This window comes from Trueperella sp. HMSC08B05 (assembly GCF_001808405.1).
In the GTDB taxonomy this organism is placed as follows: domain Bacteria; phylum Actinomycetota; class Actinomycetes; order Actinomycetales; family Actinomycetaceae; genus Trueperella; species Trueperella bernardiae.
Map to the genome: position 1 here is coordinate 18,518 of NZ_KV793229.1, position 14,675 is coordinate 33,192.

The following is a 14,675-nucleotide window of genomic DNA, read 5'->3' on the forward strand; positions in this document are numbered from 1 at the left end:
ACCATGGGTACCTCAGCTATCGTCATGATGATCGTCGCCCTCGTCACCGTGTGGGGCGGCCTCGGACTCGCAATCGTCCACCACGTGCGCGCCGGTAAGCGCAACTAGGGCCGGGTGGCGGGGACGAGGCGCACCTCGTCCCCGCCACGGTACGCAGTACACAGAAGGGTGCCTCCCCGCACTGGGGAGGCACCCTTCTGTGTGGCTGAACTGTTTTAGCGGCCGTGCACCTGGGCCTTCATGAGCTCGCGGTTGAGCAACGAGATCAGCTCGAGTGGCACTTCCTTCGGGCAGGCCTCATGGCATGCGCCGACGTTCGTGCAGCCACCGAAGCCCTCGGCGTCGTGCTGGGAGAGCATGTTGACCACGCGGTCGTAGCGCTCGGGCTGGCCCTGCGGAAGCAGGCCGAGGTGCATGACCTTCGCGGACGTGAACAGCATGGCCGAACCGTTCGGGCACGCGGCCACGCACGCACCACAGCCGATGCAGGCGGCCGCCTCGAACGAGCGGTCAGCGTTCTCCTTCGGGATCGGCACCGAGTGGGCGTCCGGGGCCGCACCCGTGTTGACCGAGATGTAGCCGCCGGCCTGCACGATGCGGTCGAGCGCCGAGCGGTCGACCACCAGGTCCTTGAGGACGGGGAAGGCGGTGGAACGCCACGGCTCGATCGTGATCGTGTCGCCATCCTTGAAGGTGCGCATGTGGAGCTGGCAGGTGGTGGTCACCTTCGGGCCGTGCGGATCGCCGTTGATAACGATGCCACACTGGCCGCAGATGCCCTCACGGCAGTCGGAGTCGAACGCCACAGGCTCCTTACCCTCGGCAAACAACTCCTCGTTGAGCTGATCGAGCATCTCCAGGAAGGAGGCCGTGTCGTCAACGTCGTTGATCGTGTGCGTGTCGAAATGGCCCGCCTCTGACGGTCCATTCTGACGCCAAAATTCAAGGTTAATCTTCACTTGTAGCTCCGCTGCTTCATCTCGACGAATTCGTAGTTGAGGTCCTCCTTGTGGAGAATCGGGGCGTTTCCTTCGCCCGTCCACTCCCAGGCGGCTACATACGCGTACTTGTCATCGTGACGCAGCGCCTCGCCTTCCTCTGTCTGGGACTCGGCACGGAAGTGGCCGCCACAGGATTCCTCACGATGCAGGGCATCGACACACATGAGCTCGCCAAGCTCGAGGAAGTCGGCCACGCGGCCGGCCTTCTCCAGCGACTGGTTGAGCTCTGCGACCTGGCCCGGGACGCGGACGTTCTTCCAGAAGTCTGCGCGAAGCTCGCGGATCATGCCGATCGCCTTCTTCAGGCCCTCGGCGGTGCGCTCCATACCGCAGTACTCCCACATGATGTGGCCGAGTTCCTTGTGGTAGGAGTCAACCGACCGGTTGCCCGCGTTGTTCGTGAAGAACGCGACGCGCTCTTCCACGCCCTTGCGCGCCTCGACGACGGCCGGGTGGTTCTCGTCCACCTTCTCGAACGGGCCATCGGCCAGGTAGTCGTTGATCGTGTTCGGCAGGACGAAGTAGCCGTCTGCCAGGCCCTGCATGAGCGCGGACGCGCCCAGGCGGTTGGCGCCGTGGTCGGAGAAGTTCGCCTCGCCCGTCACGTACAGGCCGGGGACCGTGGACATGAGATCGTAGTCCACCCACAGGCCACCCATCGTGTAGTGGACGGCCGGGTAGATACGCATCGGAACCTCGTAGGGGTTCTCGTCCGTGATCTGCTGGTACATGTCGAACAGGTTGCCGTACTTGGCCGAGACCGCGGCCTTGCCCATGCGCTCGATCGCGTCGGCAAAGTCAAGGTAGACGCCCCGCGCGACGCCGCCGATCTCCGGGCCGACTCCGCGGCCCTCGTCGCACATGTTCTTCGCCTGGCGGGAGGCGATGTCACGCGGCACGAGGTTACCGAAGGACGGGTAGATGCGCTCGAGGTAGTAATCGCGATCCTCTTCCGGGATGTCGCGAGGATCCTTCTTGCAGTCCTCCGCCTTCTTGGGGACCCAGATGCGCCCGTCGTTACGCAGCGACTCCGACATGAGGGTCAGCTTCGACTGCGACTCGCCGTGCTGCGGGATGCAGGTGGGGTGGATCTGCGTGTAGCAGGGGTTGCCGAAGTAGGCGCCCTTGCGGTGCGCACGCCAAATCGCGGTGCCGTTGCAGCCCATGGCGTTGGTGGACAGGAAGAAGACGTTGCCGTAGCCGCCGGTGGCGAGCACCACCGCGTCGGCCAGGTGAGTTTCGATTTCACCGGTGACCATGTCACGGGCGATGATGCCACGCGCACGGCCGTCCACCACGATGAGCTCGACCATCTCGTGGCGGCTGTACGTCTTGACCGTGCCGGCCTTCACCTGCCGCATGAGCGCCTGGTAGGCGCCGATGAGCAGCTGCTGGCCAGTCTGGCCACGCGCGTAGAAGGTACGGGAGACCTGGACGCCGCCGAAGGAGCGGTTATCCAGCAGGCCACCGTACTCGCGGGCGAACGGGACACCCTGGGCCACGCACTGGTCGATGATGTTGGCGCTGACCTCGGCCAGGCGGTACACGTTCGATTCGCGAGCGCGGAAGTCGCCACCCTTGATCGTGTCATAGAACAGACGGTAGGTGGAGTCGTTGTCGTTCTTGTAGTTCTTCGCCGCGTTGATACCACCCTGCGCAGCGATCGAGTGCGCACGGCGGGCCGAATCCTGGTAGAAGAAGGCCTTGACGTTGTAGCCCATCTCGCCAAGCGAGGCGGCTCCAGCGCCGCCGGCCAGGCCCGTGCCGACCATGATGATGTCCAGCTTGCGGCGGTTGGCCGGGTTGACCAGGCGAGCCGAGAACTTGCGCTTCTCCCAGCGCTCAGCGAGCGGACCGGAAGGAGCCTTGGTGTCCGCGATTGCGTCGCCTTCGCGGTAGAGGCCCTGAATGAGGTTGTCAGTCATTTTTCCTCCTCCTTTAAGAAATGATGCCGAAGAGGATCGCGGTGGGCGGGGTCATGAAGCCAACGAAGATCGCCAAAGCGACCACGTCGGCGATAACCTTGTACGCCTTTTCGCGGTTGGAGCGCGACAGGCCGAGGGTGGCAAGCGCCGACCACACGCCATGATGCATGTGGAAAGCCAGCGCCGCGATCGCGATGAGGTAAATGACGTAAACCCACCAGTTCTCCGGCTGGAACGAACCGATCATGCGGTAGTAGGGGCCAAGCGCCACGTAGTCCGCGCGGGTTCCACCCACAGCGTTGATGTGCAGACTGGTGAACTGCAGGATGTGGAAGACGATGAAGAAGGCGAGCGCGATGCCGCCCCAGCGCATGAGCGAACCGGTGTAGGAGTGGATCGCCGTGATCTTCTTGCCGGTGTTGACTTTGTACGCCTGACCGCGGGCCTTGCCAGCGCGCTTCCACAGCGTCACGGCTGCCCAGACGTGGATCAGGATCGAGGCAAGAAGCACAAAGCGCAGGACCCACAGGGTGCCTTCGTGCGGCAACACCGGGTAGAGGATCGTGCGCATCCAGTGCGCGTAGCCATCGTATGCCTCAGGCCCGACGAACATCTTGAGATTTCCGTACATGTGCATGAGGAGGAAGAGGACAAAAAACAGGCCCGTCACAGCCATCGCGATCTTTAATGCGACCGTGGTGCGACGACCCTTCACAGAATCAACAGTTGAAGTAGCCACGTTTTTGAATCTATCAAAAGAATAACGGGGGATATCGTTCGAACGGCCCAGATTCACGCGGCCGTAACACCTGTTAAAGCCCGGCTTTCCCCGGTTTTCCGCGCCAATCATGGCCAAAGTGCGACTTTCGGCCCGCCTGGGCCTCCGGACCCATTTTCGTGACAATCCGAGTGCGTTAATCGCTGTCCGTTTTTCCTTGGCATTCCAACGCTTGCTCCCCTTCGCGCGGGTTCAGATCCAGGCGCATGATGAGCGCGTCGTCGTCGGAGTAATACCCCTTGCGCAGGCCCACCGAGGCAAAGCCGGCGCGTTCGTAGAGACGCCGGGCTCCGGCGTCGTGGGCGCGCACCTCGAGGAAGACGACGTCGGCGCCGTGCTCGCACGGAATCTCCAGCAGCCGCGCGAGCAGGAAGGCGCCCAGGCCGCGCCCGCGCATGTGCGAGGCCACCGCGATCGTCAGGACCTCGGCCTCCGGCCCGTGCGAGATCCCGCCGAGCCCCACGACCGTGCCCTCCCCCAGCACGTCGGTGACGAGCGCGAGGTAGGTGCGGCCGGGCGCGGCTAGCTCGCTCTCCCACACGGGGGCGGGCCAGGAGTCCTGGCCAAAGTTCGCCGCGTCGAAGCTGGCGGCCTTAGGCCACCACGCCTGCGGCGGGCGGACCAGCCTCACCCCGGCGGGCGCGTCCATTAGCCCTGGTGGATGTCGGGGCGGCGCAGGTAGAGTGGCTCTGTGTCGAGCGAGAGCTCCTCACCTGCCTCGATCCGGGCCAGGCGCGAGGAGGCGATGCGGGCCATGACGGACGGGCGCGGCGCGACGACGAGGCGCTCGCCCAACTCGGGGTAGAGGTCAGCGGACATCGCGGCCAGGATCGCCGGCTCGTGGCGCAGGCGCTCGGCCAATTCGGCCGGGGTGAGGACCTCGGGCGCTTCGATGACGGCGACGTCGTCGGCACCCATTGGCCGCACGCGCATCGCGTAGACCTCTTTACGCCGCGCGTCGATAATCGGCACGACCTCCTGCGCACCCTGGTCAGAGGCGGCCAGGCCCAGGATCTCCAGGGTGGACACGCCGTAGAGCGGCACGCCCCAGGCGCGGGCAAGCGTGCGGGCGGTGACGAGCCCGGCGCGCAGGCCAGTGAAGGCTCCCGGGCCGGTGCCGACCACGATCGCGTCGGGGCGCTCGATCCCGGCCTTGGCGAGCGCGCCCTGGATGAGGGGCGTGAGCTTCTCGGCGTGCTCGCGGGTGGAGGCCGAGGTGGCCACCGCGAGGTCGCGCACCATCCCCAGCTCCTCGTGGCACACGCCAGCCTCAATGCCGGTCGATGAATCAATCGTCAGAAAGTGCACGGGATTCGTCCTTCTTCTTCGGTGACTTATACACGTTGATCTTCTTCGCCGAATCGCGAAAGCGCATCTTCGATTCGCCGATCCCCACCAGGCCTTTGCGGAGAACCGTGGAAAGCTCGCTCTGCTCGGCTTCCTCGTCCTCATCGGTGCCCTGCTCCGAGCGCAGCCACACGAGCGAACCGATGATCAGGCCGAGCACCACGAGCACGAGCATGATCGTCACCGGCAGGTTGCGCCCCGTTTCGGCCGGGGCCACGGCGCTTACCGACGGCGACTCGGGCACGGGCGTGGAGCTGGACAGGATCCGGGCGCGCTGGGCGAGGAAATCGGTGAGCGGAATCGCGCCGAGCACGATGCTGGCACCCGCGGAACCGGCGGGTTCGATGGTTGACTCGCGCATGGCGAACCAGGCTCTCAGGCGCGGGTCCCACACGAAGGTGACGTCGGCTTCGCCGCGCGCAATCGCGGTTCCCAGCCGTTCGTCCCCGCGCACGATCTCATCGGCGGCGATCCCGGAAGCGAAGTCGACCGAGACGGCGCCCACGGCGTCCGAGCCGCTCATGATGGGCGCGATCCAGCGGTCGGAGGTTTGAATGGCGTTGACTCCCGAGGTGTCGGCGAACACGGCCGTCTTTTGGGGCGCGCCCACCTTCATCGCAGCCACCTCCTCCGCGCTCGCGTCCGGGAACGCCTCGGAGGCGTGGGAACGGACGGTGGCGAGCGCCTTGTCGTTAAACCAGGCGGCCACGGACTCGGGGATCTCCGCGGGGTCGGTGGTGGCGGCGATGGGCGCCAGTGGGAGGGAGAGCACGAGCAGGAGAAGGAGGCGGTGCATTAGCGGCTCTCTAAATCTGGAACCTCGGCCCTTACAGCGCGCGCCAGCTCCTCGGCCCGCTCGCCGTAGGGGTGGAAGGTGAGGGTACGCGGCTCGTCCTCGCCAAGCTCGCCCACCGCCGCGTCAGCCCCGGTGGGGCGCACGATGTCGATCTCGAGGCGCGAGCCGGTGAGGGTTTCCACCTTGCCGCTGCCCCACTCGACCACAGTGAGCGACTCGTCGAGCGAGGCGTCCAGGTCAAGCGCGTCGAGTTCCTCCATGGAGGTGAGCCGGTAGGCGTCCACGTGCACGAGGTCGAAGCGGCCGGGGTGGATCTGAGCGATGACGAACGTGGGCGAGGACACGGCGTCCGTGACCCCGAGCCCGTCCGCGATCCCCTGCGTCATCGTGGTCTTGCCGGCGCCGAGGGGGCCGTTGAGCATGACGAGGTCCCCCGGCTGGGCGTGTGCGCCGAGGGCGCGCCCTACGCGGTGGATGTCATCAACAGTGGGTACGAGAAGCTTCATCAGCCATCCTTTCCTCCCCACATTCTACGCGGCCCCTCCTAGGGGGCGTCCACGCGGGGAACGTGGGATCCGATACGGGTGACGATCTCATAGCCGATGGTGGAGGTCGCCTCCGCCCAGTCGTCGGCGGTGGCGGCGGTGGCGGCGTCGCCGAACAGGACGGCCACGTCGCCCGGGGCCAGCTCCCCCTCCACGACGAACTGGTCCATGCACACCTTGCCGCGGATCGGACAGGTTTGGCCGGCCACGGTGACGGCGGCCGTGTTGGAGGCCATCCGCGGGATTCCGTCCGCATACCCGAGGGGCACGACGCCGAGGTGAGCGTCCCCGCCCGTGACGTACGTGTGACCATAGGACACGCCGGTGCCGGCCGGCACGTCGCGCACGGTCATGACGTCGGCCTCAAGCTGCATGACGGCCCGCAGCCCGAGTTCGGCAGCGGTGGCGACCTCCGGGTTGGGGCTGAGCCCGTAGAGCGCGATGCCGGGGCGGACCATGTCGTAGTGCGCGGCAGGGTGCCACAGCGTGCCGGCGGAAGCCGCCAGGTGCAGGCGCTGCGGGACCACGCCGGCGTCGGCGAGCACCTGCCGGGCCCGCTCGAAGCGCTCGATCTGCCGGGCGGTCTCCTCGCTGTCCGGTTCGTCGGCGCGCGCCAGGTGCGACCACAGCCCGACGACGTCGATCCGGCCTTCGCGCTCGAGGCTCGCAATGCGCTCGGCGCAACTTTCGAGTTCCGCCATGGTGAGCCCGCCGCGGGCCATGCCGGTGTCGACTTTGATGTGGACGCGGGCTCGATCGGCCCCCGCTAGCTTCTCTAGTGCCCACTGCGACCCGACCGAGAGGTCGAGTCCGGCCGCGAGCGCCTCGGCCAGATCGTCAGACGGGCTGTAGATCCACGTGAGGATTCGGGCGTCCGGGAGGTAGCCGCGCAGCTCGAGGGCCTCGGCGAGCTGTGCTACGCCGAACCAGCGCACGCCCTCCTCCCAGGCCCAACGCGCCACGCGCTCCAGGCCGTGGCCGTAGGCGTTGGCCTTGACGATCGCCATGACTTCGGCGTCAGTTGCGGCCCGCACGCGTGCGACGTTGTGGGCGAAGGCGCTGCGGGAGATGAGGGCGCGAGAAGGGAAGCTAGTCATTCATCGATCCGATCGTGGAGGCGAGCTTGCGGGCAATGTCCGTGGCGGTGATGGGGTGGCCAACCTGGCCGCCCGTCGTGCCCGCGGCGCGTGCGGCTGCTCGGGCGTGGACGTGGACGGCGGCGGCCGCATACAGCGTCGTCAGGCCGGGGTCGCGGGCGAGGGCATCGGCGTGAGCGGCGAGGATGGTGCCGGTGAGCCCGGCGAGCACGTCGCCCGAGCCCGCCGTGCCGGCCCAACCCGGCGCGCCGCTCTGCGCATAGAGCGCACCGGGGCCGGCGATGATCGTGGTGGCGAATTTGGCAACTACCGTGGCCCTGGTGCGGGCGGCGGCCTCACGCGCCGCCCGCACCGGGGCGGACTCCACGCGCGTGCGATCCCACTCCTCGCCGGAGATTGCGGACATGAGCTCGGCCAGCTCGCCGGCGTGCGGGGTGAGCACCACGCGGGTGGGAAGCTCCCGATCGTAGGCCAGGGCGATCGCCCCGGCGTCCAGCACCACGGGCAGGTCCTCGGCCAGCGCCTGCTCGAAAACCTCGCCGGCGCCCTCGAGGTCGGTCAGCCCCGACCCGATCACCCACGCCTGCACGCGGCCCTCGCCGGGCACCACCTCCGGGTGGGCGGCCATGACGTCCGGACTGCTCCCGAGGTAGCGCACCATGCCGGGCCCGCCGCCCAGCGCCCCGGCCGCGCTCAGCACGCCGGCTCCCGGGTAGTCGCGCGAGCCGGTGAGCAGCCCGACCACGCCGCGCGTGTACTTGTGATCCTCCCGCCCCGGCACGCGCCACAAGCCGGCCACGTCCGCGTCCGTCAGCTGCCGCGCCGCCGGCTCGCCCAGGTGCGGCCCGAGCCCGAGCTCCACCACCTCCACGGCCCCGCACGCATACCGCGCGGGCGGCAGGAGGTGGGCGGGCTTGAGGCATCCCATGGCTAGCGTGAGGTCGGCGCAAAGGACGGGACCGTGTAGATCGGCGTCGTCAGCGGCAACGCCGGAGGGCACGTCCACCGCAACGACGATTCGCCCGGCCCGCTCCTCGTTCAGCACCCGAATCCAGGAGGCATACGGCTCGCGGATAGGACCGCAGGCGCCGATCCCGAGCAGGCCGTCGATCCAGATGTCCGCACCGCGCGCGATCTCGCGCAGGGCCGCCACGCCATCGATCTCACAGATCTGCACCCCGGCACGCCTGGCGGCAGCTAGGCCCTCCGCGTGGACGTCACCCGCAATAGCGGCGCTCACCGACACCCCGCGCCGGGTGAGGTAGGCGGCAGCAAAGAGCGCGTCCCCGCCGTTGTTGCCCCGGCCCACGAGCGCCAGCGCCCGCTCACCGGGCAGCCGCAACGTAGCCACCTTTGTGGCCAGCGCGTAGGAGGCGCGATCCATGAGGGGCACGCCCGAGGCAAGCAGCGGCTCCTCGGCACGCCGCACCACATCCGCGGCAAACGCTTGATCCATCATTCCCCCTTGTCTCCCCTACTCTACGCCTGCGCGTCCACTCCAGCCCCGCGGCGTGCGAAAACCAGCACACCTTGGCACACTTAAGGAATGACCGATCTGCACTCCCCATACGTCTCCTTCACCCACGACGAGTGGGCGGAGCTCGCGGACAAGGCGCCACTGCCCCTCACCCAGCACGACCTCGACCGCATCTCCTCCCTCGGCGACCCCATCGACCTCACCGAGGCCGACGCGATCTACCGGCCACTATCCGCCCTCATGCAGACCTACGCCACGTGCACCTCCAACCTGCGCAAAGACACCAGCGCCTTCTTCGAGCGCAAAACCGAACGAACGCCCTGGATCGTGGGGATCGCCGGCTCGGTCGCTGTCGGAAAATCCACCGCCGCGCGTCTCCTGCGCGAACTGCTCTCGCGCTGGCCCTACACGCCCAACGTCGAGCTCGTGCCCACCGACGGCTTCCTCTACCCCAACGCGGTGCTCACCGAGCGCGGGATCATGGGCCGCAAGGGTTTCCCCGAATCCTACGACCGCCGGGCACTCCTCGACTTCCTCCAGCAGGTCAAATCCGGCGAGCCCCACATCGAGGTGCCGGTCTACGATCACATCACCTACGACATCGTCCCCGGCGAAACGATCGTAGTCAGCAGACCCGACATCCTCATCGTCGAAGGCCTCAACGTCCTCCAGCCCGCGCGTACCGACGCGGCCCAGCAGCTCGCCGTCTCCGACTACTTCGACTTCTCCATCTACATCGACGCCGCCGAAGCTGACCTCGAAGAGTGGTACATCTCCCGCTTCCGCTCCCTGCGCACCACAGCGTTCTCTCACAAGGACTCCTACTTCCGCTCGTACGCCAACCTCACCGACGAGGAGGCCACCGCCACGGCTCGCCAGATCTGGGCCTCAATCAACCTGCCCAACCTGCGCGAGAACATCGCCCCCACGCGCTCGCGCGCCACGGTGACCCTCACCAAGGGCCCCGACCACCGCATCGAGCAGATCCAGCTGCGCAAGATCTAGCGATGCCGGGCGGCGGCAAGCATACGACAGCGCCCCGGATCCCTCCGGGGCGCCCGTGTCAATACTCGCGTTTTAGAGTGCGAGACGCTCAGCGACGACGGCCGCGAGGTTCTCGGCCACCCGGTCAGTCTGCTCCTGGGTCTGGGCCTCGACCATGACGCGCACCAGCGGCTCCGTGCCCGACGCACGCAGCAGCACACGGCCGGTCTCGCCCAGCTCGGCCTCCGCGGCCGCCACCTCGGCAGCGATTTCGTCGGTGCGGTTCTTGTCCACGTTCGGCACGTTGATGAGGCGCTGGGGCAGCTCGTGCACCCACTCCACGGCGCGGTGTAGCGCCTCCTTGCGGCGGGCCACCTCCGAGGCCACGAGGATCGCAGTCAGCGTGCCATCGCCCGTGGTGGCATGGTTGAGGTTGATGACGTGCCCGGACTGCTCGCCGCCCAGCACGTAGCCGTTGGCCAGCATGTTCTCCAGCACGTAGCGGTCGCCCACGCCCGTGATCGCGTAGTCGATCCCCTTCTCATCGAGCGCCAGGCGCAGGCCCAGGTTCGACATGACCGTGATGACCAGCGTGTTGCCCGCCAGCTCGCCCTTATCCTTCATCGACTGCGCCAGCAGGCCCATGATCTCATCCCCGTTGACCAGCTTGCCGTTCGTGTCCACGGCCATGCAACGGTCGGCGTCGCCGTCGAACGCGAATCCCATGTCGGCGTCGGCGGCCTTGACCATCTGCTGGAGACGGTAGGGGTGGGTCGAGCCGGCATTACGGTTGATGTTACGCCCGTCGGGGCTGGCGTTGATGACGACGACGTCCGCGCCCAGCTCCTGGAACACCTTCGGCGCCACGCGGGAGGCCGCACCGTTCGCGCAATCGAGCACGATGGACAGGCCCGTGAGGTCCGCGCCCACGGACACGAGGTGGTCCATGTAGACCCGGTCGGAGACGGCGGCGGACTCGTCGATCATGCCCACGTCGGCGCCCACCGGGCGCTCCCAGTCGGAGGACATGGTGGCCTCAATGCGGTCCTCGATCGCGTCGTCCAGCTTAAAGCCGTTCGCGTTGATGAACTTTATCCCGTTGTCCGGCATCGCGTTGTGCGAGGCGGAAATCATGACGCCCAGGTCGTAGCCGCGCGCCGACGTGAGGTAGGCGATGCCCGGGGTGGGGATCTCACGCACGTGCTCCACGTCCACGCCCGCCGACGCCAGGCCCGCGCCCACCGCATGCGAGAGCATCGCGGAGGACTGGCGCGTGTCGCGCCCGACGATCGCCTTGGGGCGGCCCTCGGCTTCCTCGGCCAGCACGCGCGCGGCGGCCTGCCCAAGCTGGAGCGCAAATTCGGGCGTGATTTCGCGATTCGCGAGGCCACGCACACCGTCGGTACCAAACAAACGAGCCACGTTTACTCCTTTACCAAACACGTATGTCCCACCAATTATCGCACGCGGCCCGCCCGGGCCGGAGAACCCGGCGGCCCACTTTCGTGAGATAGCCTTCTTGTCCGACGAATGCAAAGGCCCCGCCCGGGCCGGCATGCGGCATGGGCGGGGCCAATGAAAAAGGTGCGATTAACGCTTCGAGAACTGCGAGGCCTTGCGCGCCTTCTTGAGGCCGGCCTTCTTGCGCTCGACAGCGCGGGCGTCGCGGGTGAGGAAGCCAGCCTTCTTCAGGGCCGGGCGGTTCGCCTCACGGTCGATCTCGTTCAGCGCGCGCGAGATGCCAAGGCGGAGCGCGCCAGCCTGGCCGGACGTGCCGCCGCCACGGATGCGGGCGACCACGTCGAAGCGACCCTTGAGGTCAAGCAGGGTGAACGGATCATTGACGAGCTGCTGGTGCAGCTTGTTCGGGAAGTAGTCCTCCAGCGAGCGACCGTTGATGGTCCACTGGCCGGTGCCAGGAACGAGGCGGACGCGAGCAACTGCTTCCTTGCGGCGGCCGAGACCAGCGCCCGGGGCGGTCAGGGAGGTACCCTGGCCGGTCTGCTCCTCGGCGGTCTCGGTAGTGTACGAGCTCAGCTCCTCGAGCTCTTCAGTTTCGGTGGTCTGTGCCACGGTTCTCCTTAAGTAAAGTGGTTACTTGGCAGCCTTGAGCTCGTAGACCTCGGGCTTCTGAGCGGAATGCGGGTGCTCAGCGCCACGGTAGATCTTGAGCTTGCTCAGCTGCTGACGTCCGAGGGTGCCCTTGGGGAGCATGCCGGCGACAGCCTTGTAGACGGCGCGCTCGGGATTCTCCTCTAGAAGCTCTGCGTACGAGGTAGCCTTCAGCCCGCCCGGGAAACCGGAGTGGCGGTAGGCCATCTTCTGCGTATGCTTCATACCGGTCAGAGCGACCTTGTCAGCATTGATAACAATGACGAAGTCACCCGTGTCAACGTGCGGAGCAAAGGTCGGCTTATGCTTCCCACGGAGCAGGGGGGCAACCTGGGCTGCCAGTCGGCCAAGGACAACATCGGTGGCGTCAATGACGTACCACTTCTTCTCGATGTCACCGGGCTTCGGTGTAAAAGTGCGCACTTGCGTAGCCTTTTCTATTCATGTTTGGCTAGCGGATGGCTTTGCCGCTATGTGCCAAATGGTCGGATTCGCCGCCGTGCCAAGACGAGTGGGAAAAGCATCAGGGCACAACGGTTTTTTATTTTAATCAGCGCGGCTTAGCGGCGTCAAAGGTGCCGCGGGCGGTGTGGCCAGTTCCACCACCTACGCACCGCCCGCCGGCGGGGTGTGCATGTTGCCCTGCTCGGAGGCCGTGAGTGCGATCTGCCGCAGGACCTTGCACGTGTGGTCAATGGTATCGGATTGGCGTGACAGGGCTGCGGACACACACAAGACGAGCCGGCGGGTGCCGAGCCCAGTGAGCATCCGCACCTGGACCCCACCCGGGAGCACCCCCAGCCCGAGTTTGGGGAGCACGGCGATGCCGAGGCCCGCGGCGACCATGTGGAGGGCGACGTCGTAGTCCTCATACACATACTTCCCCGACGGCGTGAACCCCCACTGGTGGGCCAGGCGCGTGGTGGCGATCCCGGCGGCTGTGTCCGGGTCGACGCCGAGCCAAGTCTCGCTGGCGAACTCGCGCGGATCAGCCGGCTCAGCATAGGAGGAGGGGTAGACCATGTACCACGGCTCTTGCAGGAGCGGTAGCACGTTGACCCCGCGGGGGCCACGCGGGATCTCCGAGTCATATTCGAGCACGGCGATGTCGGCCCGCCCACGACGCACGGCGGCCAGCGCGGCGTCGGTGGTGGATTCGCGCAGATGGAGGTCGATGCCGGGGGCCATCTCGGCGAAGAGGTCCAGGTTGGGCAGGACGAGACCACGGATGACGGTCTGGAAGGAGGCGAGGCGGACGATTCCGGTGGGCACCCCCTCGGCTTCGAGCAGCTCGCGCACAGTGCGATCGAGTTCACTTTCGATGCGTTCGGCACCCGCGACGACGATCTTGCCCGCCTCCGTCAGCACCGCGCCGGAGTGCGTGCGCACGAGCAGCTCGACCCCGCATTCCCGCTCCAGCTTGCGGATTTGCTGGCTTACCGCCGAGGGCGAGACACGCAGGGCGTCGGCCGCCGCTTGGATGCCACCTTCCCTCGAGACGGCCAAGAGAACGTCAAGACGTTGCACCGAAATAGCCATGAAGTAGAACTTAACCCCAACTCCAGCTAATTTCAATTGTCATTAACCTTCTGGGCCGTCACTATAGAGCTGTGAACGAAACAATGCAGACCATCGCACAGTGTCTTGGATGGATCGGCGCCGCGCTCTACCTCGGCGGGTACTACCTCGTCTCCACCGGCAAGCTCGCGGCCGATTCACTGCGCTACCAGCTCATGTGCATCAGCTCGGGGCTATTCATGGTCATCCTCGCCTCCGCCACCGGCGCCTGGCCCTCGGTGTTTTCCAACGCCATGTTCGTTCTCATCGGCTTTTACGTGGTGCTCACCGTCAAGCGCGCCTACCTGCGCCAGCTCATCGCCACCAAGGCCCGCCGCCCGCGCCGCGAGCCCCTCTACGAGCTGCCCTCCGACGACGCCCACATCACCTTCTCCTACATTGACGAGGTGGTGACCGCCCACGCCCTGGGCAAATAGGGATCAAGTGTGCGATACGGACGATCGCAACGAAAAAGCGGCGAGGAACACTCGCCGCTTTTGTTTGTTCGCTTTCCCTTAGGCCTCGACGATATCGAGCACCTCGTAGGGATCACGCAGCGCCGGATCGTACATGGCGCGCTCGTAGCCCTCGTTGTAGAACAGGGGGCTGCCGATGATGATGTCCGCAGTCGCGCGGTTCATCGCCACCGGGATGTTGTACTGGGTGGCCAGGCGCAGGAGCGCCTTGACGTCCGGATCGTGAGGCTGGGCAGCCTCCGGGTCCCAGAAGAAGAACATCGCGTCCAGACGATCTTCGACAATGCGGGCGCCGATCTGGGCGTCGCCACCCTTGGGGCCCGACTTGAGGATTTCGACGTCGAGGCCGGTTTCGTTGCGAATCAGAGTCGCGGTGGTTCCCGTACCACACAGGATGTGCTCCTTCAGCACGGGGAAGTTGTACTGAGCCCACTCGAGGAGCTCCTGCTTCTTGCGGTCATGTGCGACCAGTGCAATTCTCATCTGACACCTCCTAGGATGCCACTCATGCGGCACGTTGCCGCGCTTTCCCACCAGGGATACCCCGGGCAGGACAAAGCCCCTTGGCCATTCGACCAAG

At 66.5% G+C, this 14,675-nt stretch carries 17 protein-coding genes; 3 read left to right on the forward strand and 14 right to left on the reverse strand.

Annotated features, from left to right (window positions below; all coding sequences use genetic code 11):
* Positions 1-3: 3 nt before the first annotated feature.
* Positions 4-108 carry a methionine/alanine import family NSS transporter small subunit gene (locus HMPREF3167_RS09560; RefSeq protein ID WP_143602046.1) on the forward strand — a complete coding sequence of 35 codons (105 nt, stop codon included), beginning with the start codon at positions 4-6 and terminating at the stop codon, positions 106-108.
* Between the two features lie 107 nt (positions 109-215).
* On the opposite strand, the gene HMPREF3167_RS00370 is transcribed toward HMPREF3167_RS09560, so the two are convergent.
* The 9 genes from HMPREF3167_RS00370 to HMPREF3167_RS00410 all read right to left on the reverse strand — a co-directional run bounded on the left by HMPREF3167_RS00370 (position 216) and on the right by HMPREF3167_RS00410 (position 8,948).
* Entirely contained in the window at positions 216-959 is a 744-nt protein-coding gene (locus tag HMPREF3167_RS00370; protein WP_062613536.1) for a succinate dehydrogenase/fumarate reductase iron-sulfur subunit, read from the reverse strand.
* A complete protein-coding gene (locus tag HMPREF3167_RS00375; RefSeq protein ID WP_062613537.1) occupies positions 956-2,926 on the reverse strand; it encodes a fumarate reductase/succinate dehydrogenase flavoprotein subunit in 1,971 nt (656 codons plus the stop codon). Before HMPREF3167_RS00375 ends, HMPREF3167_RS00370 begins: the two co-directional genes overlap by 4 nt.
* Before the next feature lie 13 nt (positions 2,927-2,939).
* Complete coding sequence (locus HMPREF3167_RS00380; protein WP_236698670.1) at positions 2,940-3,665, reverse strand: succinate dehydrogenase cytochrome b subunit; 726 nt, start codon at positions 3,663-3,665, stop codon at positions 2,940-2,942.
* A 175-nt stretch (positions 3,666-3,840) separates the two neighbouring features.
* Positions 3,841-4,353, reverse strand: a complete 513-nt coding sequence (locus tag HMPREF3167_RS00385; protein ID WP_083200579.1) for a GNAT family N-acetyltransferase — start codon at positions 4,351-4,353, stop codon at positions 3,841-3,843.
* The gene (gene tsaB, locus HMPREF3167_RS00390) at positions 4,353-5,012 is read right to left on the reverse strand and encodes a tRNA (adenosine(37)-N6)-threonylcarbamoyltransferase complex dimerization subunit type 1 TsaB (protein WP_062613540.1); all 660 of its coding nucleotides are present in this window, start codon (positions 5,010-5,012) and stop codon (positions 4,353-4,355) included. Before tsaB ends, HMPREF3167_RS00385 begins: the two co-directional genes overlap by 1 nt.
* On the reverse strand, positions 4,993-5,847 hold the full coding sequence (locus tag HMPREF3167_RS09745) for a hypothetical protein (RefSeq protein ID WP_062613541.1): 855 nt from the start codon (positions 5,845-5,847) through the stop codon (positions 4,993-4,995). The genes tsaB and HMPREF3167_RS09745 overlap by 20 nt, the downstream gene beginning before the upstream one ends.
* Positions 5,847-6,353, reverse strand: a complete 507-nt coding sequence (tsaE, locus tag HMPREF3167_RS00400; protein WP_062613542.1) for a tRNA (adenosine(37)-N6)-threonylcarbamoyltransferase complex ATPase subunit type 1 TsaE — start codon at positions 6,351-6,353, stop codon at positions 5,847-5,849. Before tsaE ends, HMPREF3167_RS09745 begins: the two co-directional genes overlap by 1 nt.
* Positions 6,354-6,391: 38 nt before the next feature.
* On the reverse strand, positions 6,392-7,489 hold the full coding sequence (alr, locus tag HMPREF3167_RS00405) for an alanine racemase (protein WP_068538844.1): 1,098 nt from the start codon (positions 7,487-7,489) through the stop codon (positions 6,392-6,394).
* The gene (locus HMPREF3167_RS00410; RefSeq protein ID WP_210382953.1) at positions 7,482-8,948 is read right to left on the reverse strand and encodes an NAD(P)H-hydrate epimerase; all 1,467 of its coding nucleotides are present in this window, start codon (positions 8,946-8,948) and stop codon (positions 7,482-7,484) included. Before HMPREF3167_RS00410 ends, alr begins: the two co-directional genes overlap by 8 nt.
* Before the next feature lie 87 nt (positions 8,949-9,035).
* On the opposite strand from HMPREF3167_RS00410, the gene coaA reads away from it, so the two are divergent.
* A complete protein-coding gene (gene coaA, locus HMPREF3167_RS00415) occupies positions 9,036-9,971 on the forward strand; it encodes a type I pantothenate kinase (protein ID WP_062613545.1) in 936 nt (311 codons plus the stop codon).
* A gap of 72 nt (positions 9,972-10,043) precedes the next feature.
* On the opposite strand, the gene glmM is transcribed toward coaA, so the two are convergent.
* The 4 genes from glmM to HMPREF3167_RS00435 form a co-directional block, all read right to left on the reverse strand.
* Positions 10,044-11,372 (reverse strand): phosphoglucosamine mutase, encoded by a 1,329-nt coding sequence (gene glmM, locus HMPREF3167_RS00420; RefSeq protein WP_062613546.1) that lies wholly within the window; start codon positions 11,370-11,372, stop codon positions 10,044-10,046.
* Between the two features lie 168 nt (positions 11,373-11,540).
* Positions 11,541-12,023 carry a 30S ribosomal protein S9 gene (gene rpsI, locus HMPREF3167_RS00425; RefSeq protein WP_062613547.1) on the reverse strand — a complete coding sequence of 161 codons (483 nt, stop codon included), beginning with the start codon at positions 12,021-12,023 and terminating at the stop codon, positions 11,541-11,543.
* A 21-nt stretch (positions 12,024-12,044) separates the two neighbouring features.
* Complete coding sequence (gene rplM, locus HMPREF3167_RS00430) at positions 12,045-12,485, reverse strand: 50S ribosomal protein L13 (protein WP_062613548.1); 441 nt, start codon at positions 12,483-12,485, stop codon at positions 12,045-12,047.
* 183 nt (positions 12,486-12,668) lie between these two features.
* A complete protein-coding gene (locus tag HMPREF3167_RS00435) occupies positions 12,669-13,601 on the reverse strand; it encodes a LysR family transcriptional regulator (RefSeq protein WP_062613549.1) in 933 nt (310 codons plus the stop codon).
* Positions 13,602-13,672: 71 nt separating this feature from the next.
* Here HMPREF3167_RS00435 and HMPREF3167_RS00440 point away from each other — a divergent pair, with 71 nt between their 5' ends.
* Entirely contained in the window at positions 13,673-14,056 is a 384-nt protein-coding gene (locus HMPREF3167_RS00440) for a CBU_0592 family membrane protein (RefSeq protein ID WP_143602044.1), read from the forward strand.
* 78 nt (positions 14,057-14,134) lie between these two features.
* Here HMPREF3167_RS00440 and HMPREF3167_RS00445 read toward each other — a convergent pair whose 3' ends face one another.
* The gene (locus tag HMPREF3167_RS00445) at positions 14,135-14,578 is read right to left on the reverse strand and encodes a methylglyoxal synthase (protein WP_062613551.1); all 444 of its coding nucleotides are present in this window, start codon (positions 14,576-14,578) and stop codon (positions 14,135-14,137) included.
* Between the last annotated feature and the right edge of the window lie 97 nt (positions 14,579-14,675).